This is a genomic window from Elizabethkingia miricola (assembly GCF_001675285.1).
Lineage (GTDB): Bacteria > Bacteroidota > Bacteroidia > Flavobacteriales > Weeksellaceae > Elizabethkingia > Elizabethkingia miricola.
The window spans coordinates 194,684-218,418 of record NZ_LSGQ01000007.1 but is presented as its reverse complement, the minus strand read 5'-3'; the positions used below and the strand labels follow the sequence as shown (position 1 = coordinate 218,418).

Sequence of the window (23,735 nt, the reverse complement as noted above, 5' to 3'; positions counted from 1 at the left end):
GTTGTGATATAATTGGGTAGGCTGTGGATTTTTGTTACTTTTATTAAAATTATAACCAAACCGAAGACTTCTATAAAAAATAATACAGAATCTGAACACATTATTAATAAAGCATTTGTTTAATGAAAGGGAAATTTTATCTGATACTATTATTCTGTATTCTTTTGTTCCATTCTGTAAAAGCAAAAAACATCTATACAGATAGCCTGGTTAACCGATTAAAAACGGAACAACTAACTGTTGCTGAAAAGCTAAAAGTTTATGAACTTGTTATTGAAAAATACAGGAACGAACAGCAATATGATAAGGCTTCCGATTATAACAAGCAATACCTAAAACTTGCCAGAACATCAGATAATCTGCTGGCAATAACAAAAGCCCATGTTTTCCAAGGAATTATAATGTGTAATCTGGAGAAATATGATCAGGTACAGCCTTATATAGATTCCGCCTCTACAAGTGCCTCCAAAACCACTAATAAAATAGCACAGGCATATGCCAGCTTTTTACCTGCCTATTATACGCACTCGCTCTACGAGTATAAAAAATCAGTAACATACATTCTGAAAAGCCTGTCCTTACTGGAAAAAACAGAAGGTGACCCAATGCTTGAATTCAGACTATACTATTTGCTGTATGGTACCTATACCACCTGGAATGATTTGAAAAACAGTTTTAAATATGCCCGAAAAAGTATAGAACAGGCTGAAAAATCCGGTAACAAAAATCAGCTAAGCAATGCTTATTCTGCGCTGGCAACTGCATATACCTATCAATATGAAAAAACAAACAGCCGGGAAGACCTGAAAGCTATTATGAATAATTCCGAAAAAGCGGCTGCTTTGTATAACGAGTTTCCGGGACAGGTATCCGATTACACTTATGCTATCGCCCGAAATAATACAGCCAGTTACCTGCTGAAATACTTTCCTGAACTAACAGACGACCTTCGCAAACAAATAGAATATAACATTGGTGAGGCTCTAAACGCTTCGATACATACAACAAAACCACAATCTATACAGGCTGGAGGATTTGGTATGCTCGCTAATCTTGCAACACGGGATAACGATCTCGATAAGGCGGAAAAATATCTTCTGCAGGCAGAAACAATTTTACTAACGCAGTCACCAGTCTATTATTATATCATGATACAGATTGTAAATGACTTGGCAGAATTATATGAGAAGAAAGGAAACCTGGCAAAAGCACTGGAATATCAGAAAAAGGTAACAAAATATAGTGTAGAGCAGTTTAATGAAGATGAAGCTGCCAATGTGAAAAGGCTGGAAGCACAATACCAATCCGATAAGAAAGAGCAAGAAGTAAAATCCCTGGAAAAGCAAAAACTATTATATATTATACTGGGATGCATTGGCTTAACCGGTGCTTTCTTTATGTTCCGATCCTATCATTTCCGACTCAGGTATTCTCTGGTAAGAGAAAAACAGCTGAATACAGAAAAAAATGAAGCCGAAATACAGGTAAAATTGGAAAAAGAAGAGCAAGCGAGGCTAAAAGCTGAACAAGAATTGCTGACCTTGCAGCAACAGAAATTACAAACCGAAGTACTGGCCAACCATCTGCATCTTCAGCACAAAAATGAAGTCCTTCAGCAATTACAAACCCGATTATCGGATACAGATATCAATATTAATCAGGTAGTAAAAGAAGTAGGTCTTGTAGACAAGGATTTTGAAAAAGCTAAATTCAGAATTCAGGAAGTGCATCCGGATTTCTTTAGAAGTATCAGTGAAAAAGCGCTGCAAAGACTTACGGCGCTAGATTTAAAATATTGTTCTTATATCTATCTGGGAATGGATACAAAACAAATAGCCCATCTGTTACATGTGGAGCCAAAGAGTGTAAGAATGGCAAAATACCGCCTGAAAAAGAAGTTTGGACTGGATGAAGATACTGATCTCGATACTTTCTTTTCAGCGATCTTAGGCAATACGGATCCGGATAAAATCCTGTAAACAGCTGGTAAGCTAATGGTGCAAAAAATTACAGCCTAATTAATCGCTTTCTTAAAATAATAGTAATATTCGTACCCACCGTCAAAATTCCGGGTGAATGAAGTTGTGAGCTCCCAGCCATTTTCGCCCATAATATCAAGAGCTTGCGACGGACTGGTCGTTTTGGAAATATCTGCCCTTATATTATCACTAACATATTTACCGTTCACCCATGTTTTATCTTTATAATAATGCTGAAAAACAACCTCTGCATAAGCATATTTTTGCCCGGCAACTATTTTAATGTTTCTATTAAAAGATGGATATGGTTTAGGCACATCATTTTTTGCAAAAAACAACAAACTGCTAAAAACCGTAACAAATACAAAAAACTTTCTCATAGCAAATACTTTGGGGGTTTAAAGTGATCGAAGATGCCAATATGTTATCGGAAGACTATTTAAAAGATCTCCACTTCGGAATAAATACCAACAGACCTACTCCAATAAAAAAGAACATCATAAATACATCTGTATACAGGAATGTCATCAGATAGTTCAGGTGAATAATAAAGTGGATCATAATGAGCACAGGAAACAAGTAAACTGCAATTTTTCTGAAGTAATAAATCCCTACTAATGACAAAATAGCCAGAGCATCCAGACTAAACAGCAAGGTAATATACCATTGTGGTATCTGCATTTGTTCTTTCATTCCTACTGTCATATAATCTACATTGAGATTATTAATCAATAATAACAATAAAACTCCCAATATTAAATAAAAAGGGGTTCCGCGTTTTGGCTCATGTTCGTTTTCGAAATAGTCCTGTTCTTCCATATAAAATAATAATAAAAAAGCTTTTGAAAATTCAAAAGCTTTTGTACTGTAAATTTATTAAATAAAGTTTTAAATAATTGCCTGAATAAGACGATTTTTATCACTTAAGTATTCTTCCATAGAAATCATACTTTCTGTACGCATAACATCTGCAATATCATCGATTTGATAAATAATGCGCTTAGCGTCATCTGTGTTTTTAGCTCTTATTTTAATAAAAATGTTATATTTTCCAGAAATAACACTCGCCTCCACAACATTAGGGATTTTTGCTAATTCCTTTAACACCTCCTGCGTTCTGTTAGACTTTGTAAGCAGGATACCGATAAACGCAGTAAAATGGTAATCCAATTTCCCATAGTCTATATTCAGAGAAGATCCCAGGATAATTCCTGCATCTTCCATCTTCTTAACTCTTACGTGAATAGTCCCCGCAGAAACATCCATTAATTTTGCAATTTCTGTAAAAGGCATTCTCGTATTTGCAACTAAATAGCCAAGAATCTTGTTGTCTATTTCGTCCAATTGATAGTTCATAATTTTTATTTTAATTTAAAAAAAAATATTATTCTTTATTTATAATGCAAATTTAAGAAAATATACTTTAAACAAAAAACTTTAACGATTTTTAATATATATGCACTATAAAAAATCAATTACGATAAAAACAACAAAATAGATACGTTACTTTCTTATAGAATCCTGAACGGCTTTGGTGTCAGTTTTATTCTTCTTCTTCTCTTTATTTTTCTTTTTTCCAAATAGTTCACTGAACTTATTAAAACTTCTGGTATAAGCTACACCGGCTCCATAACTCTGATTATCACTGGCGTTAGATCCTACCACAAGTCCAATATTGGCTGGTTTGGAATAAGCATGAAGAACGAGACTTCCATCATTTGCCTTGGAAACATCGTACTCTATAGAGCCTTCACCAGAAAGGTAATTGTTCTGTACATCTGCAGTACGGGTAATCGGAATACCAATACCTGTTTTAATTTTCACACGCGGAGAAAGGGTTAGATTAACACTTGTATTGGCACGGTCTCCTGTATTGGATGCCTGATCTCCTTTAATATAATCCATATCGATCTGGAAATCGTTACTAATAGCATTAAATACTGATGCCAGATTTTTGAACAGCATACTGTAGCCTGTAGATACCGCTGCATTCCCTATCGTAACTCCATCTAAAGAAGAGGTTACGTTGAAGCTGTTCATAATAAGTACCGAACCGATCTGCTTAATCTTCTCGTCTTCTGTATTTAGTTTAGAAGCCAAAGCTTCGCGAATCTGACTGGAAGCATCCGGTAATATAATATCCATAGCAATAGCACCTTGTCGGTTCAGCTCTTGCATTTTGTTTTTAATCTTAATCTGCAATTCAACATTCGTAGGCTGAAGCTTTCCTACAGTAAGGTATTCCCCAAGATTGGTAACAACTCTGTAGTAATTTGCCACAATATTCAGATCCGGGTTCATTACATTTCCGTCCCACGAGATACTGCTTCCCTTCTGAATCTGGAATGTTCTTTCCAGGATCGCTTTAGAAACAAACGTACCATTATCTACTGCATAAACTCCATTCATAGACATCATTCCGGTACGGTTCATATTGAATCTAAGGTTATTGGCCATACCTCTGACGCTAATATTCCCAACATTATCTCCCACCAGTACATTTACTGTAGAGTTTTTATCCACATCCAGGATCAGACCAATGTTCATATTGGCTCCTGAGTTTACTTTTTGTTCTATAGAAACTTCACCTGTTTTTTCGTCTACCTTAAGGAACCTCAGCATCTTAAACTCTTCAACCGAAGACGCTGTACTGGTATTCAGTGTAAATTCGCTGCCGCCAAGAACGGCAGCCTTGGCATCTATGTTTAATTTTGAAGATAAACCTGAAATGTTGATAATCCCTTTTGCGGTAACTCGTCCCCAGAAAGTATCGAAATCTTTTTGAGAAGTATTCAACAATAATAAATCGTCTGCCTGTATAATAAGGTTGATTCCTAGTGATGAAAGGTTTTCAAAATTAATAGCTCCTGCTATAGTTCCGGAAGAATTAGCTCTTCCATCATTTACTTTAAGTCCGTCCAGAATAACCAGACCTTTGGAAACCGGAATTACCGCATCTGCAAAATTGTAGTCTACACCTGTAAAGATAAATTTGAATCCAAGTCCGGTCATTGAAATATCTCCAGAATAATCAACATTACTCAGTGGACCCGATATTTTCACTTCACCATTGGCTTTACCTCTCAGGTTAGAAAAAAGACTCTTTACAAATTCTCCGGCAAATGCGATATTAAAATCTTTTAACGATGTTGTAAGGTCTAATGTTGGAGAAGGTGTATTGTTATTAATTGTTCCGTGAAGAGCCAGATTATTATCCCCCAATACTCCGGAGTCCGATGCAATATGTGCGTCGATATCATAAACATTTACAGCATTGCTGTTTTTAGCATTTAATACAAGATTACCTACATCCTGCCCACTCATTTTAATTGCCTCAACTTTAATATCGACAATAGGCTGAAGATCATTTTTATTCATTTTGATCTTTGCCGACCCATTGGCAATACCACGTATATCCATACTGTTTTCTCCCGGCAGAAAAGCCAGAACTTTAGCCAATTGCAGGTTATCTAGTTTTATTTCGGTATCAAAATCCTTTCCGCCTTTAAACATTCCGTTAATCAGAATACTACTTTCTTCTGAAAATAACCTAAGGTTACTCACCAGAAAATCTCCTTGCTTCTTTCGGTAAACAATAGAATGGTTGAGCTCTGCGGACGTGTCCACACTCCAGGTATCCTTATTCAGTTTTACGGATGTTGGTTCAAAACGTACAGCAATATCTCCGTTGGGATCAGTTACCTGATTCAGGTTGACTGCATATTCCTTAAGTTTTCCGGAGGCATCCTGCGATTCATTTCCAACTTTAAATGTGGAAGCAATATGCAGAATTTTGTCATCTTCATTAGTTCCTTTCAGCACAATATTCCTTACAATATTCTTGTCGTATTTTATTTTCTGAATATTTGCCAGAATCTGCTCCTGATGAAGTGCTGTATTAATTTTCAGATGAATACTGTCCACAACAGCACTGTCTGTAACAACAGCTTTTTCTTCTATTTTATACTGAGGATTAAGTCTTGCCAATGCTCTGTCGGCTTCCTTAATCTCTTCTTTCTTAGTCATTACATATCTCAGACTTGGTACATCCGCATCCAAATTAAGGTCATTGGTATCGCCTATATAAGCTCCTTTAATATGAGCTCCGGAAGGGATATATACATCTGGTAAGAAATAGCTGATAAGCTTTTGCTGCACATCGAACTCCAGATCAAAATTTTGTCCTTTGTATATTTTTTTCGGCAGATAACCTACCAATACATTTCCAAGACCACTTTGTGCCATACCGGCCAAATCTCCGAGATTAAAACGTCCTACAACTTTACCTTTTGCAGCGCCTGGTGCATCTACATCAATAATTCTGTTTCCGTTATCGAAAAAGGCTTTGACATTGGCATTTGGTATTTCAAATTTCTGATCGGAGGAAGTAAATTTCAGATTTTCCAGACTGGCATCCAGATTAAGGTCATTAATATCTGTCATCGAAATTTTACCGTCGAAAATGCCGCTTACGCTGGCATTAGCATTGGCATTATTGCCGAAATAGTTCAGATTGAGATATTCTATCTCACTTTTTACATCAGCCTGTATTCTTTTGGTACTAAAGTCAATTAGCCCTTTTACATTTCCTTTAATCTGGTCATCGTTAATAACGATAAGTCCGTCATATTTCCGTTGAGCAAGGTTACCATCCAAAGAAAGATTGTGTACATCTTTCCCCATAATCTGAATACGCTGTATATCGGATTTTGTTTGTAACGAAAGTGTATTAACATCAAATCCCTGTCCATTTACATTGATATTCCCTGTAATAAGTCCTACATCTTTATTTTTGGTAAATGCTGTAACATTAAGGTCTTTCACAAAAATATCGCCTACATATTTTGGATCTTTTGAACTGTAATCCGAGAGGGTTACGCTTTTTATTTCGGCCTGCCCTATTCCTGTGATTAGATTACCACTGGCAATAACGCGGTGCGGATCTACATCTGCTTTACCATTGAACTTTATATTCTGGAAAACATCTGCAAAATTGCCCATCTTCCCGGAAATAAATTTCGGCAGCATAGCACGCAGATCAGGATATGTGAAGTCTGCAGACATCTGATCTGTGGTAATATGGTATTTACCTTTGAGGAGATCCTTCACCTGCATTTTGGATGTCTGAACTTTTACATCTTTCCCGCGAACTAAAAAGTTCTTCAGTGTAAATTTGTTCAGTGGGCCATCCATTTGGCCGGAAATATTAATCGGTATATAGTTATCCCATCTGTCTACAAAATAACTGATATCATAACCGCTTACCTGGCTTCCCTGCTTCAGGGTCATATTCCAGAAAACTTTATTGGTAAAATCTGCAAAATGGGTTTTCTTATCCAGGTTCAGAACAAGGTCTCCCATTAGTAGTGAATGATCTGTATTTAATGTAAGATCTTTAAATGTAAGCTTTTCTTTAGTCAAAGAGAAATCCGTAGAGAAAGTTTCCACAAGGTGCTTTTTCCCCCAACGAACTGTCTGAAATGTCATATTATTAATCCGGGCACTTACATCAGGGCCTTTAACCTTTAGTAAAGGAGCTGTAAGATTAAAATGATCTGCTGTCAGCCATTTTGCCTCCTCACCGGTATGATTCTGATTGACAATAGAAATTTTACTATCCAGAATCTGTACTCTGGAACGCAGCTGAAATATTGGTTTATTAGGATTTCTGGGCTTGCCATCATCGAATTTGCTGATAAAGCGGTTGAAGTTGTCTATAGAGTCACCTTTATAAGTAATGACTTTTACATCAGCATTTTTTAAAACCATGGACTTAAAAGCCAAAGTATTCGTCTTTCCAATGTCCAGTAAAGAAAACCAGTCGGAACTCGCCCGGTATTCTTTTGCTTTTATAAAAGGAAAACCTCTGTGGTCTTTTATTTCTAATCCTTCTATGGTAACATCTCCGAAAATATTAAGCTCTACATTTTTTTTAGAAATTTCGATTCCGAAATCTTTGTTCAGGGAGCCTAAAGCTTTAGTAGCTGCCCAGTCTTTGGTAACCGGGAGGCTGACAATAATAAAAAACAGCCCGACTATACCCAATCCTATATAAAAAAGGTACAATAATAGCTTGGCCCACCAGCTGTAATGTGATGCATCTTCTATTGCCTGTTTTGCAACATCCTCGGCAAAGTGTTCTGCGTCATCTACCGCTTTAGAAACCGTATCTATGGTTTTATCTACAGCTTTTCCGATCTGCTTTTCAATCGGTTTTTCGTTATTGTCCTTATTATTCTCTAAATTTGCCATCTATGAGCAAGTCTGTTATTTTAGGTATTGAGTCTTCTTGTGATGACACTTCTGCTGCCATCATACAGGGGAATAACATTTTGTCCAACATCGCAGCCAACCAGAAAATCCATCTGGAATATGGTGGCGTTGTACCAGAACTGGCATCCCGCGCGCATCAGCAAAATATTATTCCTGTTGTTCACCAAGCACTCAACCAAGCAAATATACAACAAAATGAAATTTGTGCCATAGGTTTTACCCGGGGACCTGGTCTTTTGGGTTCACTTCTTGTGGGAACCTCCTTCGCTAAATCATTAGCGATGTCTCTGGATGTCCCGTTGATAGAAGTCAATCATCTTCAGGCACATATCCTTGCACATTTCATTGAAGATGCTAATCCTAACCCACCAAAATTCCCGTTCATTTGCCTTACTGTAAGTGGTGGACATACATTGATTGTACTGGTAAAAGATTATTTCGATATGGAAATTCTTGGCAGAACAATAGATGATGCTGCCGGGGAGGCTTTTGATAAAATAGGTAAGATTATGGATCTGGATTATCCTGCCGGACCTATTATAGATAAACTTTCTAAGGAAGGGGATGAAAATGCTTTTCAATTCAACAAGCCTAGATTAGAGGGTTACGACTACTCTTTCAGCGGGATTAAAACTTCAGTATTATATTTCCTTCAAAAGGAAGTAAAAAAGAATCCGGATTTCGTTAAAGAAAACCTGAATGATCTTTGTGCTTCTGTCCAGAAAAACATCATCGATATTCTCCTGAAAAAACTGGAAAAAGCGGCTGATGATTATGGTGTAAAAGAAATTGCCATTGCAGGTGGCGTATCTGCAAACTCAAAACTGAGAAGTGCCCTACAAGAGCTTTCTGAGAGAAAAGGATGGAATTATTACATTCCGAAGTTTGAATATACAACAGACAATGCTGCAATGATTGCAATGGTTGCCAAACTGAAATACGAGAAAGGAGAATTTACTGATCTTAGAGCTACTGCTACTGCTAAATATGATTTGTAGTTTTTTTGTAAATTCGATTAATCATGTAACCGTAAAATCGCCATTATGCATCAGTTTTATTTTGAAAAATTAGAGGTATGGCAGAATGCTAAAAATTTATCTGTAATTATTTATCAGCTAACGTCGAATTACCCTGAAAAAGAACGGTTTGGATTAACTTCACAGATGAACAGATCATCGGTTAGTATTGCTGCTAATATTGCGGAAGGGTCCACAAGAAAATCTAATAAAGACAAAAGCAGATTTATAAACATTGCATATGGTTCCACTATAGAATTATTAAATTTTTTAATTATTTCTGTTGAGCTAAAATTAATATCTGAGGAAGTCTATATTGAATTACGAAAGAAAATAGAACATATTGCGAATCAGCTAAACGCTCTCGAAAAGAGATTCAGTGCTTAATAATTAGCATATTCGCGATTAAACAATTACACAAATTAACATCTTACCTTTTAATGAAACTTTTTTACGGAAATATTACTGAAAACACTGTTCAGATTAATGAAGAAGACCAACAACATATTGCAAAGGTTTTGCGTATGCGGGAAGGTGAAGAGATTTCGGTTACCAATGGAGAAGGTGCTTTAGCACATGGCAAACTTTATTTTGAAGGAAAAAAGGCGCTAATCGAAGTTACTGAACTACAAACAGAAACGCCTGATTTCCCACATCATCTGCATATAGCCATTGCTCCTACTAAGAATATTGACCGCACTGAGTTCTTTATTGAGAAAGCGACTGAAATGGGTGTAACAGAAATTAGCTTTTTACTAACCGAAAAAACGGAACGTAAAAATCTGAATATTGATAAAATCAGAAAGCAGGTTATTGCAGCTTCAAAGCAAAGTTTACGTTTCTATTTCCCACAAGTAAATGACCTGATTAAAATCTCTGATTTCCTGCAAAAGGTAAATGCTGAAAAAACCTATGTAGCACATTGCCATTCGGAATTAGAGAGACAGGATATTACCCGTCTGCAAATACAAAAAGACATTTGCTTCCTTATAGGTCCAGAAGGAGACTTCAGCCTGAAAGAAATCCAGATGCTTAAAGAAAAACAAATCAAGGCTGTAAGCCTGGGACCTCAGCGTCTTCGCACAGAAACCGCAGGTGTATTTGTAGCAGCCTGGGGATATGAAAAAATGTTTTAACCTTATATTTATAACATATAGAAAATGGTCAGAAATGCATTCTGACCATTTTTTTATATTCTGGCTTTATTTAATCTTAGAAAGCAGCTTCTATATTGTGTTTTTTCAGATAATGATTCAACACTTCATCGCCAGACCGGGCACTGTTAACAGCCCAACGAATTTTCATTGCCAGTTTTTTTTCATCAGATAGTTTGTAATCAATATCCGACTTCAGAAGTTTTTGTTTTAGCTCATACATACATATAGCCGCAGCTACAGAAACATTAAAACTCTGGGTAAAACCATACATCGGAATAATCAGAGTTTCATCTGCGAAATCCAATACTTCCTGAGAAACGCCTTCCATCTCGGTACCAAATATTAAGGCTACAGGTTCTTTCAGCTCATATTCCGGTAAAGAAACCGCATTTTTTTCCGGAGAAACGGCTAATATTTTATAACCTTTGTCTCTGATCTGCTGCAGTGAAGACATTGTTTTAGGCATTTTTTCCACCTGCATCCATGTATCCGCTCCACGGGCAACTCTGGTATTAGGATTAAATACATTTTCTTCTTCCAATGCTGCAATCTTATGAAATCCACAGGCTTCTACCGAACGAATAATTGCTGCTGCGTTGCGAAACTGATATATATTCTCCAGCACAGGCAATACAAAATCGGAGCTTTCTTCTGCATATTTCTCAATTTTAGAAAGTCTTTCTTCGGTAAGAAATCCCTTCATATACTCATAGACATCTTGGTATCGCGGATCATTCATGCTCCAAAATTACTTATTTTCATCGATAAAGCGGCGCTCTTCTTCTGAAAGCAAAACAGATGTAGCTTTTACTTCTCCACTCTGTATATTCTTCCAAAGTTTTTTTCCAAAATCTATTTTATTAGTCAATCCCTTAATGTCTGATTTATAGAACTGACTGAATGTAATTTCGCGATTAAAAGTTCCGGTATGTTTTTGATCATCATACAGCATATAATATTCACCTGAAGTGTGGGCAAAAGATGGTAAATACTTATCATTGAGCTTATAAAAATCAAATATTACTTCTCCGTTGGTTGTCATGTAGCGATACTCTTCATCAGCTTCATTAATTGTTTTAAAAGGTTTTACATCACCTTGATCATAATTCATTTCAAGATGTGTGATTACTTTATCCGTTTTATGATAAATAAAAAAACCCGTGTTGGTAACTTTATACTTTGGCGAAAACAATTTGAATGAAATTGTAATTAAATCACCGTCCTCATCTATAATTTTCCCATCTACCCTGGCATCTTTCATACGTACGAATTTATCCAGTTTATACAAGGTATAATTGAAAAACATATCACCGATAAAGTCCTTTGAGCTGTCCAGACTGGAACCATTAAATGCGGTATTATTCTCTATAGATTTATAATATTTGATTTTGTGCAGATCTTGCCTGTACAAACGAGTCAAAATCTTTCCGGCGTACATATATCGGATGATACATATTATCCAATGTCCACAAATCCATATCAGCTACCAACAGCATGCTTATCTCCTCGTTTCTGGTGTTTTTTTGTTTGTAGATAGCATTGTAGATAGATGGTTTGGTATAATAAAGCTTTGCATACTTTTTATACACCGATTTAATAAGGCTGGCTACATTGTTATAATTCCGGATCTGCACTTCTTTTATACTCCTTACACGTGGTTTTAACTTCACCAGGGTGGCAAAATTTTTCAATATAACTTTATCATAATTCCCTGCATATATTTCTATATTCACAGCGTTTCCAGGCAACGGAACTTTACCATCATCATTTGTATAGAAAACTTCATTGTTTATCAATATCCTGGCATGTATTACTGGCTTCCCGTCTGTAGCATCCTGCACAAGCATTGTTTTGGAACTTTGAGAATAAAATAAACCAAAGGATAATATAAAAAGAAAATAATAAATTTTCATAGGCACATTTCTAATGTTTTATAGAATAAAATAAATCATTTTTCAGATTCAAAACTCTTATTTAACGATAATTTAATGTAATTTTGAACACATGAAGCGCAAAGTACTCATTATTTACACCGGAGGTACCATTGGTATGGAGAAAGACTACGAAAGCGGAAGCCTTAAAGCTTTCGATTTCTCAACAATTGCTAACCGTATTCCGGAGATTAATCTCCTGGACTGCGATGTTACATTAAGTCAGTTTTCTACTCCATTGGATTCTTCCGATGTAGGTCCTGAACACTGGACAGCTATAGCCAAAATTATCAAGGAAAATTACGAAGATTATTCGGGATTTTTGATACTTCATGGCACCGATACAATGGCTTATACAGCTTCCGCCCTTAGCTTTATGCTGAAAGGATTACGCAAGCCCGTTATTCTTACTGGTTCCCAGCTTCCTATTGGTGATCTGAGAACAGATGCTAAAGAAAATCTGCTGACCAGCTTATATTATGCCAGCTTCTATGATGGTGATGAGGCAGTGATTCAGGAAGTCGCTCTATACTTTGAATACAAACTATTACGAGGCAACCGCTGTATAAAAGCCAGTGCCGAGAATTTCGACGCCTTTAAAACACCTAACTACCCTATTTTAGGACAATCTGGTGTAAACCTGGAAGCCGATCGTAACATCTTATACAGAGCTCCTAAGGATGAAACCTTCGATATCGATCTGCATATTTCCAAAAAGGTATTCCTGATATGGATATTCCCGGGAATGAATCTAAATGAGCTGGAAAATTTCATTAAAGCCTCCGAAATAAAAGTATTAATCCTTCGCGTATTTGGATCCGGAACATTTTTTTCAGATAAAAACATCGAAAATATCCTCCTTAATATAAGAGCAAACGGAACGGAAATCGTGATTATTTCTCAATGTATTTCCGGTGAAATTTCTGTTGGAAAATATGACAACAGCAACATTTTCAAACGTATTGGTGCGATTAGCGGTGGTGACCTTACTGCAGAAAGTGCGCTTACCAAAGCCATGCACCTTATCGAAAACCCACACTATAAGGAAAGCTTCGGTACATTGTTCCAGAAAAATTTAAGAGGAGAAATGTCAAATTAATTTGTGAAAACCAAACATAAGTTATATTTTTGCAACCGCAATTAGAGAGGTGGCCGAGTGGTCGAAGGCGCACGCCTGGAAAGTGTGTATACTCCAAAAGGGTATCGAGGGTTCGAATCCCTTCCTCTCTGCAAACAACAAAAGAAACCTACTATTAATAGTAGGTTTTTGTTTTTCTTAACGAATTTTCAGATCTAAGAAAATCACCTTCTGAAGATAATAGATTTTTAGAAGCACATAGCTATACTTTTCAAGAGAATTCACACCTTAGTTCTTTTTCTATAAATATAAAGAGCAGCTATTTTTATAACACAGACAGCTGTTGCAAAGGATTTAATGGTCTTGTTTGCCTCTTTTGGGAGTTCTGGTAATATTTGGAATGAAAATCAAATAGTCGTAACCTTTTATAACTCTTTCCAACTCCAAATCCTCTACTTTAAGCTTCTGTTTAGAGATCGCTTGTTTTAAAGGCCTTAAATCATAAGCATACCAATTGGCATCTTTTACAACAGCTAAGAAAGATTTATATTGAGCCAAATCAGCCAAAGTCTTACCTTCTTCCTTTCCGATAAGCATAATATGTAACGACTTCCTGTAATTTGCTTCTTCAATATTAGAAACCAGATTACCTATATCGAATACTTCCATTAAACTTTCTCCTTTAGGCATGTGATTAGCACCATATTTGAAAAGATTCTTCTTGTCTTTCCATTCAGGTAGTTTTTCAAGAACCAAATGTTTCATGTATTGAATTCTTAAACGATGAATTCGATTTAAGTAGAGTTCCCTGCTTAACTTCAGTGCTGCAAGCTGCTCTTTTTCGTTAGTTGATAAACTCAGAGCGTTCAACGCATTCATTTTCGCCAGAAAATCGTCAGAGAACAAATAGAATGTGGTGTTATTTTTTGTGTCATAAGCAGCAGAATTAGCAATCATCTGCTTATAAATTTCTTTTACTTTAGCATTTCCGGATTGTTTACCTAATTCCGAAAACAGCAATCGGTCTGAAAACAAACTAATTTGTTCAGCACCATATAGTTTCATATTCTGTTGGACTATGTTTTTGAATAAGTCAAACTCCGCTTCTCCTTGTAAAAAAGACAAAGCTGAACCTGATTCATCACGGAATTTATCCAGTTCGGCGGATGATAAAGATTTAATTTTCTTTGTTATTGTATTGGTTGTATAGGGATCAACTTCCAAGATATAGTTGTCGAATTTAATATTATTGATAACCGCATTGGTGAAATAAGGAACCTCATTGGTGAAATGTACCTCACCCAATAATACAGAATTGTTTTTGTTGATTTCATCCCGCAGCGTTAACCATCCTTTGCCCTCGAAAGTATTATTATTGCTTTTTTTAAATGTGTAGTAGTTTTTTTGAATCAAACTATCCATTAATGAAGTTTGTGTATACCCGAAATTGGCTATAAATAGGGTTAAAAAAAGTAGTTTAATTTTCTTCATATATTTTTTATTAAGTGAAAAAATTCAGATACAGTATATTGTAATGTATTGGATAGACCACAATTGTTATACATTATGCATATCAAGTCACGGCTATTACAAATCAGATTTCTATTTTACCTTTATAATTTTTGTAGTGAATGGTAAATATATAAACATATCTTTCTAATTTATGTTGATGCCACTATACAGATTATCAACTACCTTTTCTAAAATCTCTCCTGTTCCATTAAAACTAGTGTTAGTCAGTATAGATATTCCTATATTTTGTTTAGGATAAATCACAAACCAATTCTGCATTCCGTATATACCTCCGTGGTGTCTGTACATTAACTTATTATCATCTTCTATGATATACCAATGATAACCTTCCCAAAAATCAGAACCTTCTTTATATAATTTCTTATGAGATTCATTTACAATAAGATTTGACTTATCAAGTTGCAATTTCATATATTTCACTAAATCTGTGGTCGTAGAGTGCAGCCCTGAAATTCCACCCCATAAAGTTCTATTGAAGTTGGGCATTAACTCATTTTTATCATTATAACCCTTTACCAGTCTTGTTCTATCACTTTCATTTAGTGTAAACTTGGTTTGGTTCATTTTATTGGGCTTCAAAACAAATTCAATAACCAATTCTTCGAAAGATTTTTGATACACTTTTTCAAGTATGTATGCTGTCAACTCTGGAGCCGTGTTTGAATAGAAATATATTTCTCCGGGTTTCGTTTCAATTTTGATTAGTTTTAATCCTTCGAGAAAAGCCTGCTTATTTTCACTTTTTATAGGGAAATTAGGAAATCCGCTTGTATGTGTAATAAGATGTTTGATTCTTATGGGATCACCTTTAAATTCTAAATTGGGATAAGGTTCGTTAAGATAAATTCTAATATCATCATCTAAATTTATTTTCTTATCAAGTACAGCTTTAGCGGCTATATAACCTGTAAATGTTTTGGTCACAGAGGCTAATTCATAAAGGGTAGAATCATTTGGCTTATTTCCTTTTCCAATTGCCAGCTCTCCAAAATGTTTTATTGTGGATTCTCCATCTTTAAGCACTGCAATGGAAACAGAATGAAATCTTTTGTCTTCTAATAACTGAAGCGCATTTTTTGTAATTACATTTTCAATATTTTGTTTATTGATTTCCTGAACACTTTTACATCCAAGTAGAGCAAAAAATAAAATAATAGTTAAATATTTCATAGACATATTTTTTAGAATTTAGCATTCATAACCTAATGCAAAGATGCTGTAGAGAATTATAAAAAAAGTCCGTTAAAAAAAGTCGGACTCATTTTAATGAATAAAATGAGTCCGACTTTTTTACAAAAGGGAGTTCGAGTATTTGCAATTTTCTAGTTATCAACTATTTCTAAATATTGTTGGTGTTTGGTTTGTGTATTTCTTAAATGAAGTATGAAAAGAAGATTTTGAATTGAAGCCTACCTCATATAAAATTTCTAATACTGTATATTCTTTTTTTGTGGAATCTTTCAGAATGGTCATTGCTTTTTTAATACGGTATTCATTCACAAAATCAAAAAAGTGCTGATTCATATGATGATTAATTAATATAGATAAATCACGAACAGGAATTTTCACCTGATCCGCCAATTCTTGAATCGTTAATGAAGGTTCTAAAAAAGGTTCTTTTTCAATCATAAATTTTTTAAGCTGTTCAATCTGAATATTTTTTATTTCGTCGGTTTTATTTTCAGTTTTCAGAGCTTCAGCAAAAACCTTTGTCGGCTGTAATGTAGAATCAACTCTGCGAAAAAGCTCCGGATAATTTAATGCCTTCAATATAAACCAGCAGGCAGCTAATAAAAAAGAAGCTCCCGCTACAATATGTATCCAAATAAATAGATCGTTGTATGCTGTGTATCGTATTATATTTTTGAAAATAATACATATATGGATAAATAGGAAAATCATTGTAAGCTGAAACAGCCATTTATACAAAAAGGTGTTTGGATTAGTGTAATTTTCAAGATAAATCTTCTTATATCTTTTAAGTATAATGAATACACCAACAATATAAAATAAATACTGAAGTTCCCCGATTGTCTGATAAAAAAACATTTCAGGAGAGTTCCACATATGTTTAAAAAAGTATTCTTTGGCAGGGCCTTCTGCTGAATAAAGTTTTGGAACTAAAATTAAGTTGGCAACAATGAAAGGGATAAGATGTAATAAATGCTTTCTTTTTAAGGTAAAATCAGAATAACAAACGGCATTAACATACAAATAGAAAAGAGGCATTACTAATAAGTAAGCAGATATTTTGAAAGTTTTCAGATTATAACTATCAGTAAAAAAGTGCATGAAAAGTCCACTGATATCAATTGCGTTAATGATAAGGAACATTGCAAATAGTCTGTTTTCTAGTTTTCGTTCTGTTTTTACCGTTAATAAAAATACGGAAAGCAGTATTGATATAAAAACAGCAATAGCAGCAATAACTTGCAGAAAACTTAATTTATCCATTTAATCTTTTTCGTAAAAATAAGATTAAAGTAACAAAGAAAAATAATAGTCAATAATCATTTTTCAAAAAATAACCTATACTTTATACAACCACCGCTTATTAAGGTAACATCTAGGCATCGATCCAATTTGTACTGATGATAGTAGATTATGTATAATAGCAATTTTTCTGTAATTAATATAGAATGATGAAAACCGTTTCTTACAATATTTTACTATTAGATACTCTACCTATATAACCCCCGGCTCTATATTTAGAGCAAAAATCTATTATGAATTATAGTCAAAATTACTATAATGAAAAAAATTATGTTGACTCTATCGTAAGAAAGCAAAAAAAAACAAGTATCCTTTTGGATACCTGTTCTTTCAACTGTTAACTAACAAAAATAGGATGATGATAAATAAATACCGGATATTAACAGTTTTTCTTCTTCTTTATGGAAAGTAATAAGTGATTGAATATATTATTATGGGCAAGCTATTATTTTCTTGCCAACTCCTAAACCTCTCATTACAGTAGCCCCTGTTACCAACATTGTTGCCACTACAGTGTTGGAACCTGTAGTTTTCCACGTAACAGTATTAAAAAGGGTTCCGCCATACAATTCAAGAGGCTCCAGATTGGATGTCAAACTTCTTCTCCCCATCATAGATACCGAACCGTCAGGCCCGATTGTAATTCTGATAATTGGGGTTGTATTTGTTGAATTTCCCAATGCATAAATCTGCGGCACTCCGTTTTCGCCCCATCGCGATCCATCTGATTTAAATCTGATATTTCTTGGATAACCTACTACTTGGTCTTGAAACTGAATTTCCTGAGTAGCAAGATCCACTCCGTTAATTGTCATGTTAAAAGAGTTATCCAGCTCATAAACATCAAATACAAAACCAGCATCTGCAGCTGGTGCATTGAATGTTCTTGTCAGTCTTGTTTCTGACCCTAATCCTGAGTCAGACATACTAAAAGGCCATGTTGGCGTTGCATCCGTTGTACATGCAAACTTCAGCTTAAGGTTATATTTTACTCCTGGTGTAACAACTAAGTTACTAACAGAAAAATTCCCTTTGGTCTTAGATCCTACAGTAATTGTTCCGCTTGCATTATTTGGGAAGGTCAATGTTGACATATTCGCAGCTGTTCCTCCTGGATTAGCCAACAATGTAGGATTACTTGTCCAGATTGCACTCGCTGGTGTTGGAGCAGTAAAACTAACCGCTTTTGTAGTTGTTGCTGCTCCAAAAGTAACGGTTCCATCAGATAACTTTATACTATTAACAGCCGCTCCACGATGCTTATCAAAATTAATCCCATTACCTATAGAGGAAATAGGTGTTCCCGGTGCTACAGCTGAAGCATCTATAGTTGTCGTGATCTGGCTGAATTTATGTGTCAGCATAACATTCAATACATTATCTCCTTTGGACACCCTTACATTATTGGTACGGAAATACATCAGATCATTATCTCCCGAGATACTGGATAAAGAAGCTGTTGAGATATTTCCTGTAACATCCCCCGGAGCTGTTGAATTATTATATGACAACACCACAAAATCATATTTGTTAGTTGCTTCAGTATCTCCATCCAGCATCATATCACCAGTATCTGCTGTAGAAACTCCATTAGCATCTATAGTATAAACATTAGTAGCTACTTTGACACCTGTACTTGTTCTGTATGCAATAACACGATATTTTACATTAGGACCTTTCAATGGATTTCTAATAACATCTGCCATAGGATTAATTGATGCCTGTGGAGCAATTGCTGATGAGATAACCGGTGTAAGCGTAGCAATAACTGGTTGCTCACCTGCCATGAATGTACTTACCTGTTCTTTTACAACAGAAGATACACCTGTATTTTTAACAGATGCCTGCGTAGAGATCGTTTCCGTTTCATATTCACTTCCTAGCAAGTTCATCTTGATAAGAGCAGAACCATTCGTAATTAAATTTTCACCAGAATTATCTACAGCATTGTCAGAGCTTCTGCATGATGTTATCAGAAGCGAACCGGATAACATAAAAGCTGCAATTGTTATTTTTAAATTTTTCATTGTTTGTGAGGTAATAGATTTATTTCATATTTGTTTGTTATTTCAATCTGACTACCATTCTATTGTACGGTTATCATCCGGATCCGTTGTCCATTCTTCCTGTACTTGATTGTCTGAATTTGACGGTAGTACTTTAGCTGAACCAGTAGCGATTCCATTCTCCATCTCTATTAGAAACATGTCAATTTTTGGAGGTATATATTCCTCTTTTTTTAAATTATTCATCATTTAAATACTTATTTAATTATTGTTTGTTTATTTATTAGTAAGTGGAGATAGCTGCTGTAAAACGGGAAAAATTTATTTACTTTTCACTGTTACGCAATGCAACAATAGAAGGAATTGATTATTACATGCAAACATTATATTTAATAAATAAATAATAATTGAAGGTTATTTTAAATAAAAAAAACAACAATATTTAAATATTATTGTTTTTTATTTTACAATTAAATATAATTGAAAATCAAACACTTAAATAAATCAATACATCAATATTGATTTAAATTAATATGTTATTATTAATATGTTATTAATTCGAAATTATAATTAATAAATGAGTCATACTATCTTCGCTAAAATTTTATTCTAATATGAAAGGAACTTTACTTTTTTGTTCACTACTATGTTGGTTTATATGTAAATCTCAAACTATTGGATTATCAGAAATTGAAGTTGAAAAGAGGTTTAATCAAATTGCTTTAAAAAACTTAGAAAATGAAAACTTTAAAGAGGTTAATACACTTTATCAATATTCAGTTAGCAAAAATTATAAGACAGGAATATTAAAAGGTTTAATCGCTATACAACAGTATTATCTTGGAAAAGGAGACTATACAAAGGCTCTTAATTATGGAGAGAAAGCTAAAGAAAATGCTTTAAAACTTGATGATAATAATGCATTAAGTAATATATATATGTATGACGGGACAACATTTGCAATGTTAGACATGCATAAGAAGTCTAAAACAGCCCTTAATATTGCTGTTCAATATGCTGATAAAATAGACAATACGATTGATAAAAATATACAATTAAGCAGGATATATACAACTTTTGCTGGATTATCAGAAGGAGAAGATTTAAATGATTCTATTGTTTATTATTCAAAAAAAAGTTTAGAATTTATTGAAAGTATACCTAAGCATAAACTCAACAAATTGCAAGAAAGCAATTATTACAATATGCTTATTAGTCAATATCTAAATATGGGTTCTATTTATACCCATTTTATAAAACCTCCTAATTTTGAAAAAGCTGAGTTTTATTATTCAAAAGCTTTGAGTTTATCAACGACCCAACCGGAATATTTTAAAGAAAATGCATTGTTTGCATATTTTACCATCGGGCATTTTTATTTTCAAAAAAAAGAATATCAAAAAAGCATAATGTATTTTGAAAAGACATTAGTAGAGGAAAAAATGAATACAGACTTGGATCGGAGATTAGCAACATATGATAACCTGAAAAATATATATGATTCCATTAAAGATGTTTCTAAACAAAATAAATACTTAAAATTATACAGCAATCTTAATGACAGTCTATTAAGAATTAAAAATAAATCAATAATCACTCATTCGGATAAACAAAATTATTACCTACAATCAGAAGTAAGTAATCTTAGAAAAGATATATTATGGTTTTGTTTAGCTGCAATCATAATTGTATTTTCAATTGGAGCTTATTTTTATAAGAGAAACAGGACACTTAGAATAAAGTATGATATACTCATTAACAAACTGGAGAATCAAGAGATTACTGGGACTAAACGTATAAATGCAAATTCAAATGAAGCTTATGTAAATAGTAATATTCCATTACATAAAGAGGATAATATTATAAAGAAAATAGAAGCTTTTGAAAATTCCGAGAAATTCTTAAGAAAAAATATAACACTCCCTTATATATCACATCTTTTAAATATTAATCCCAGGTATTTATCTATTACTATAAATAAGATTAAAAACAAAAATTTTAATGATTATATAAATGAACTTAGAATTAAATATATAATAGACAAACTATATAATAATCCCTTATATAGAGAATATAAAATAAGTTATCTTGCGGAAGAATGTGGTTATTCTTCACATCAGGTATTTATAACAGCTTTCCGAAAAGAGACAGGAATGACTCCTTCCTATTTCATTAAACAACTGTCTATAAAACAAAGAATTAAGGATTAACATTTGGCACAACGCTCCTCATACCAAGAATTATGATAAAACTAGGATTACTTTTAACAGTTTTTCTTTGATTATACTTCTAAATTACAATGCAAGCCAAACCATGTATTAAATTTTGTGTTAGCCTCAATCTGATTGGAATATATTCCCAGAGCATATATCTTTCAGTTTAATTTCTTTCTTTAAACTTACTAATACTATAAACATTGCTATACTCTGATTCCAGTTCATGTGGTAACCCTCTTTACCTGCTATAAAAATAACTGATATTCCCTGCAACTTTAAAGTTGCAGGGGATATTTTTCAGATTTAGTTAGGTACATCAGCAATACACCGTAAAGAGTACTGGTTAAAAGATTTATCTGTAGTGCTTATACTTGTCACAACAGCAGACGTTGCCGGAACCGGATTTTCAGCTGAGAATCTGATCAACTGAACATTACTACTTTCTGTACTCGTCCAGTAATTCCCTATATATCCCCGATAATCTACATGGGCAGCAGCATGAAATGTTCCGGCAATAGGAAGCGTTATCTTAACACTGGTATTCTTTTTACTCCGTAAAACTTTACCCGCTCCATAGGATCCTCCGAAATCTACCGGAACAGCATCCCACTTCCCGATATTTTCAGAGGTTGTATACTCTATTAGTTTAAGCCATTCATTGGTTGTCGGAACTCTAAAGCCGGACGGGCAAGGATCATAAGTCTGATTTTTTACAGGTGCATAATTGTTTCCGCTATTCCATGCTCCGACCGGGCCACTTTTTTGCGTATTATTGGTAGCACTGTAAGGGTCTTTGAGTCCCCAGAAATAATAGCTGCCATATAATGCTGCAATCTGTGGATCCTGATCCGGATTATTGGCCACAGGATCCATATTGGTAACGCCCATATTATAGCGCATCCATATCTGACCGTTTATTCTGGCCGCAGGTACCCCCATATAGGTAAGATAAGTGTCCACTGGAGCTAAATTAATATGCAGGTTGTATTTAACTCCCGGTGTTAATTTCAGATTTTCGATTTTAATGTCTTTATTAACAATACTGACACCTCCTGTGACTTTATTTCCAACCCCCAGACGGAGAGAAGCAATATTAAAAACAGTAGTATTATTCATATCATTATCTATAATACTGACATTACTTACAGAATTAGGATAAATGTCTATGATATCACCAGCGGGTAATGTAAACTGGACTGGTGTATTTCCCAAGTTATTTCTTGTAATAACTCCGTCCGCCAACTGTATACTTGCTTTGTTATAATGCGGAGCAATATTGGCATCTATGGTATGAATTTTATATCCGGTCTGAGAAACATCCAACGTTGTGGTAATCTGACTGAACATATGTTTCAGCACAATATCCAGATAATTATTAGAACCACCTACCAATGTTATAGGAGCTGATTTAAAATACATCAAATCCGTAGTACCTGCCACATCACTTAGAGTAGCTCCTGCCAATGTATTCTTATTAGTTACTACCGGCAATGAAGCTATTGTATTGGTATTTATACAATAGACAACAAAGGTATATGTTTGCCCCCCATCCAGCATAAGAGCAGGTGTAATTGCTGTGTCACTCTCTTTACCACGGATATAATCCCTTTCAGCAACATAATTACCATTATTATCATATACTAAAAGCTTATAACAAATATCATTAGGCAGCAGTCCAGGCGCAGTTGCAGCCATAAGATTGTTAGTATTACTTGTCGCAGCCTGTAATTCTAAAGTTGTTTTTTGTGGAATAAGATCTGCAACAACAATAAAGTCATTATCTATCTTTATTTCCTGATGCTGATTGGGGTTTTGGTATTGCAAACTGCTTCCTGTTGAGGCCTGTAAACCTAATTCAGCAATCCCCTCATAGTTGCTGCCTTTGAAATTTATTTTCACCTCAGCAGTTCCTGTAACCTGCTCTGTTTCTGCACTTCTGCATGATACCAAAGAAAAAACAAGACTCAGTCCGGCAGATAAAGCCATCGCTTTTGTCAGGTGTGGCAAGAAATAATCTTTACATTTTTTTTTCGGGAATAGTTCTCTTTTCATA

At 34.5% G+C, this 23,735-nt stretch carries 19 protein-coding genes and 1 tRNA gene; 7 read left to right on the top strand and 13 right to left on the bottom strand.

Annotation, left to right across the window (positions count from 1 at the left end; genetic code table 11):
* Positions 1-122: 122 nt before the first annotated feature.
* Positions 123-1,979: a helix-turn-helix transcriptional regulator gene (locus ATE49_RS09195; protein ID WP_065081926.1), complete on the top strand. Its 1,857-nt coding sequence runs from the start codon at positions 123-125 to the stop codon at positions 1,977-1,979.
* A 35-nt stretch (positions 1,980-2,014) separates the two neighbouring features.
* Here ATE49_RS09195 and ATE49_RS09190 read toward each other — a convergent pair whose 3' ends face one another.
* From ATE49_RS09190 to ATE49_RS09175, 4 genes are all read right to left on the bottom strand, one after another.
* On the bottom strand, positions 2,015-2,359 hold the full coding sequence (locus ATE49_RS09190; RefSeq protein WP_059155207.1) for a hypothetical protein: 345 nt from the start codon (positions 2,357-2,359) through the stop codon (positions 2,015-2,017).
* Between the two features lie 55 nt (positions 2,360-2,414).
* Positions 2,415-2,798 carry a hypothetical protein gene (locus ATE49_RS09185; protein WP_034866291.1) on the bottom strand — a complete coding sequence of 128 codons (384 nt, stop codon included), beginning with the start codon at positions 2,796-2,798 and terminating at the stop codon, positions 2,415-2,417.
* Between the two features lie 69 nt (positions 2,799-2,867).
* On the bottom strand, positions 2,868-3,335 hold the full coding sequence (locus tag ATE49_RS09180; RefSeq protein ID WP_009089420.1) for an Lrp/AsnC family transcriptional regulator: 468 nt from the start codon (positions 3,333-3,335) through the stop codon (positions 2,868-2,870).
* A gap of 147 nt (positions 3,336-3,482) precedes the next feature.
* Positions 3,483-8,231: a translocation/assembly module TamB domain-containing protein gene (locus tag ATE49_RS09175; protein ID WP_065081925.1), complete on the bottom strand. Its 4,749-nt coding sequence runs from the start codon at positions 8,229-8,231 to the stop codon at positions 3,483-3,485.
* Positions 8,232-8,233: 2 nt separating this feature from the next.
* Between ATE49_RS09175 and tsaD the strand changes: the two genes are divergently transcribed.
* From tsaD to ATE49_RS09160, 3 genes are read left to right on the top strand one after another with little or no spacing between them, the layout of a single operon-like run.
* A complete protein-coding gene (gene tsaD, locus ATE49_RS09170; RefSeq protein WP_065081924.1) occupies positions 8,234-9,250 on the top strand; it encodes a tRNA (adenosine(37)-N6)-threonylcarbamoyltransferase complex transferase subunit TsaD in 1,017 nt (338 codons plus the stop codon).
* A gap of 45 nt (positions 9,251-9,295) precedes the next feature.
* The gene (locus tag ATE49_RS09165) at positions 9,296-9,655 is read left to right on the top strand and encodes a four helix bundle protein (RefSeq protein WP_065081923.1); all 360 of its coding nucleotides are present in this window, start codon (positions 9,296-9,298) and stop codon (positions 9,653-9,655) included.
* A 53-nt stretch (positions 9,656-9,708) separates the two neighbouring features.
* Entirely contained in the window at positions 9,709-10,404 is a 696-nt protein-coding gene (locus ATE49_RS09160) for an RsmE family RNA methyltransferase (RefSeq protein WP_065081922.1), read from the top strand.
* 76 nt (positions 10,405-10,480) lie between these two features.
* Here the strand turns inward: ATE49_RS09160 and ATE49_RS09155 are convergent, their stop codons facing one another.
* From ATE49_RS09155 to ATE49_RS20580, 3 genes are read right to left on the bottom strand one after another with little or no spacing between them, the layout of a single operon-like run.
* Positions 10,481-11,164, bottom strand: coding sequence for a TrmH family RNA methyltransferase (locus tag ATE49_RS09155; protein WP_034866296.1), 684 nt, complete (start codon positions 11,162-11,164; stop codon positions 10,481-10,483).
* A gap of 9 nt (positions 11,165-11,173) precedes the next feature.
* Positions 11,174-11,836 (bottom strand): hypothetical protein, encoded by a 663-nt coding sequence (locus tag ATE49_RS20585; RefSeq protein WP_260256136.1) that lies wholly within the window; start codon positions 11,834-11,836, stop codon positions 11,174-11,176.
* Positions 11,799-12,338 carry a hypothetical protein gene (locus ATE49_RS20580; RefSeq protein WP_260256135.1) on the bottom strand — a complete coding sequence of 180 codons (540 nt, stop codon included), beginning with the start codon at positions 12,336-12,338 and terminating at the stop codon, positions 11,799-11,801. The genes ATE49_RS20585 and ATE49_RS20580 overlap by 38 nt, the downstream gene beginning before the upstream one ends.
* Positions 12,339-12,429: 91 nt before the next feature.
* Between ATE49_RS20580 and ATE49_RS09145 the strand changes: the two genes are divergently transcribed.
* Both ATE49_RS09145 and ATE49_RS09140 read left to right on the top strand, forming a co-directional pair.
* Positions 12,430-13,455 carry an asparaginase gene (locus tag ATE49_RS09145; protein ID WP_065081921.1) on the top strand — a complete coding sequence of 342 codons (1,026 nt, stop codon included), beginning with the start codon at positions 12,430-12,432 and terminating at the stop codon, positions 13,453-13,455.
* A gap of 43 nt (positions 13,456-13,498) precedes the next feature.
* Positions 13,499-13,586, top strand: a tRNA-Ser gene (locus tag ATE49_RS09140).
* 202 nt (positions 13,587-13,788) lie between these two features.
* Here the strand turns inward: ATE49_RS09140 and ATE49_RS09135 are convergent.
* The 5 genes from ATE49_RS09135 to ATE49_RS20335 all read right to left on the bottom strand — a co-directional run bounded on the left by ATE49_RS09135 (position 13,789) and on the right by ATE49_RS20335 (position 19,715).
* Positions 13,789-14,925 carry a hypothetical protein gene (locus tag ATE49_RS09135; protein WP_065081920.1) on the bottom strand — a complete coding sequence of 379 codons (1,137 nt, stop codon included), beginning with the start codon at positions 14,923-14,925 and terminating at the stop codon, positions 13,789-13,791.
* A 165-nt stretch (positions 14,926-15,090) separates the two neighbouring features.
* Positions 15,091-16,137 (bottom strand): serine hydrolase domain-containing protein, encoded by a 1,047-nt coding sequence (locus tag ATE49_RS09130; protein ID WP_065082017.1) that lies wholly within the window; start codon positions 16,135-16,137, stop codon positions 15,091-15,093.
* Between the two features lie 159 nt (positions 16,138-16,296).
* Positions 16,297-17,421 (bottom strand): helix-turn-helix domain-containing protein, encoded by a 1,125-nt coding sequence (locus ATE49_RS09125; protein ID WP_065081919.1) that lies wholly within the window; start codon positions 17,419-17,421, stop codon positions 16,297-16,299.
* A gap of 470 nt (positions 17,422-17,891) precedes the next feature.
* Positions 17,892-19,487, bottom strand: a complete 1,596-nt coding sequence (locus ATE49_RS09120) for a hypothetical protein (protein ID WP_065081918.1) — start codon at positions 19,485-19,487, stop codon at positions 17,892-17,894.
* A gap of 51 nt (positions 19,488-19,538) precedes the next feature.
* On the bottom strand, positions 19,539-19,715 hold the full coding sequence (locus ATE49_RS20335) for a hypothetical protein (protein ID WP_164474826.1): 177 nt from the start codon (positions 19,713-19,715) through the stop codon (positions 19,539-19,541).
* Between the two features lie 365 nt (positions 19,716-20,080).
* On the opposite strand from ATE49_RS20335, the gene ATE49_RS09115 reads away from it, so the two are divergent.
* The gene (locus ATE49_RS09115; RefSeq protein ID WP_081278446.1) at positions 20,081-21,676 is read left to right on the top strand and encodes a helix-turn-helix transcriptional regulator; all 1,596 of its coding nucleotides are present in this window, start codon (positions 20,081-20,083) and stop codon (positions 21,674-21,676) included.
* A 309-nt stretch (positions 21,677-21,985) separates the two neighbouring features.
* On the opposite strand, the gene ATE49_RS09110 is transcribed toward ATE49_RS09115, so the two are convergent.
* The gene (locus tag ATE49_RS09110; RefSeq protein ID WP_065081917.1) at positions 21,986-23,734 is read right to left on the bottom strand and encodes an FISUMP domain-containing protein; all 1,749 of its coding nucleotides are present in this window, start codon (positions 23,732-23,734) and stop codon (positions 21,986-21,988) included.
* Position 23,735 lies beyond the last annotated feature (1 nt).

Coding starts and splice junctions, on each gene's coding strand:
- tsaD (WP_065081924.1), top strand. CDS start 8,234: ATGAGCAAGTCTGTTATTTTAGGTATTGAGTCTTCTTGTGATGACACT.
- ATE49_RS09120 (WP_065081918.1), bottom strand. CDS start 19,487: ATGAAAAATTTAAAAATAACAATTGCAGCTTTTATGTTATCCGGTTCG.
- ATE49_RS20580 (WP_260256135.1), bottom strand. CDS start 12,338: ATGAAAATTTATTATTTTCTTTTTATATTATCCTTTGGTTTATTTTAT.
- ATE49_RS09115 (WP_081278446.1), top strand. CDS start 20,081: ATGAAAGGAACTTTACTTTTTTGTTCACTACTATGTTGGTTTATATGT.
- ATE49_RS09125 (WP_065081919.1), bottom strand. CDS start 17,421: ATGGATAAATTAAGTTTTCTGCAAGTTATTGCTGCTATTGCTGTTTTT.
- ATE49_RS09185 (WP_034866291.1), bottom strand. CDS start 2,798: ATGGAAGAACAGGACTATTTCGAAAACGAACATGAGCCAAAACGCGGA.
- ATE49_RS09130 (WP_065082017.1), bottom strand. CDS start 16,137: ATGAAATATTTAACTATTATTTTATTTTTTGCTCTACTTGGATGTAAA.
- ATE49_RS09110 (WP_065081917.1), bottom strand. CDS start 23,734: ATGAAAAGAGAACTATTCCCGAAAAAAAAATGTAAAGATTATTTCTTG.
- ATE49_RS09195 (WP_065081926.1), top strand. CDS start 123: ATGAAAGGGAAATTTTATCTGATACTATTATTCTGTATTCTTTTGTTC.
- ATE49_RS09135 (WP_065081920.1), bottom strand. CDS start 14,925: ATGAAGAAAATTAAACTACTTTTTTTAACCCTATTTATAGCCAATTTC.
- ATE49_RS09190 (WP_059155207.1), bottom strand. CDS start 2,359: ATGAGAAAGTTTTTTGTATTTGTTACGGTTTTTAGCAGTTTGTTGTTT.
- ATE49_RS09175 (WP_065081925.1), bottom strand. CDS start 8,231: ATGGCAAATTTAGAGAATAATAAGGACAATAACGAAAAACCGATTGAA.
- ATE49_RS09165 (WP_065081923.1), top strand. CDS start 9,296: ATGCATCAGTTTTATTTTGAAAAATTAGAGGTATGGCAGAATGCTAAA.
- ATE49_RS09155 (WP_034866296.1), bottom strand. CDS start 11,164: ATGAATGATCCGCGATACCAAGATGTCTATGAGTATATGAAGGGATTT.
- ATE49_RS09145 (WP_065081921.1), top strand. CDS start 12,430: ATGAAGCGCAAAGTACTCATTATTTACACCGGAGGTACCATTGGTATG.
- ATE49_RS09160 (WP_065081922.1), top strand. CDS start 9,709: ATGAAACTTTTTTACGGAAATATTACTGAAAACACTGTTCAGATTAAT.
- ATE49_RS09180 (WP_009089420.1), bottom strand. CDS start 3,335: ATGAACTATCAATTGGACGAAATAGACAACAAGATTCTTGGCTATTTA.
- ATE49_RS20335 (WP_164474826.1), bottom strand. CDS start 19,715: ATGATGAATAATTTAAAAAAAGAGGAATATATACCTCCAAAAATTGAC.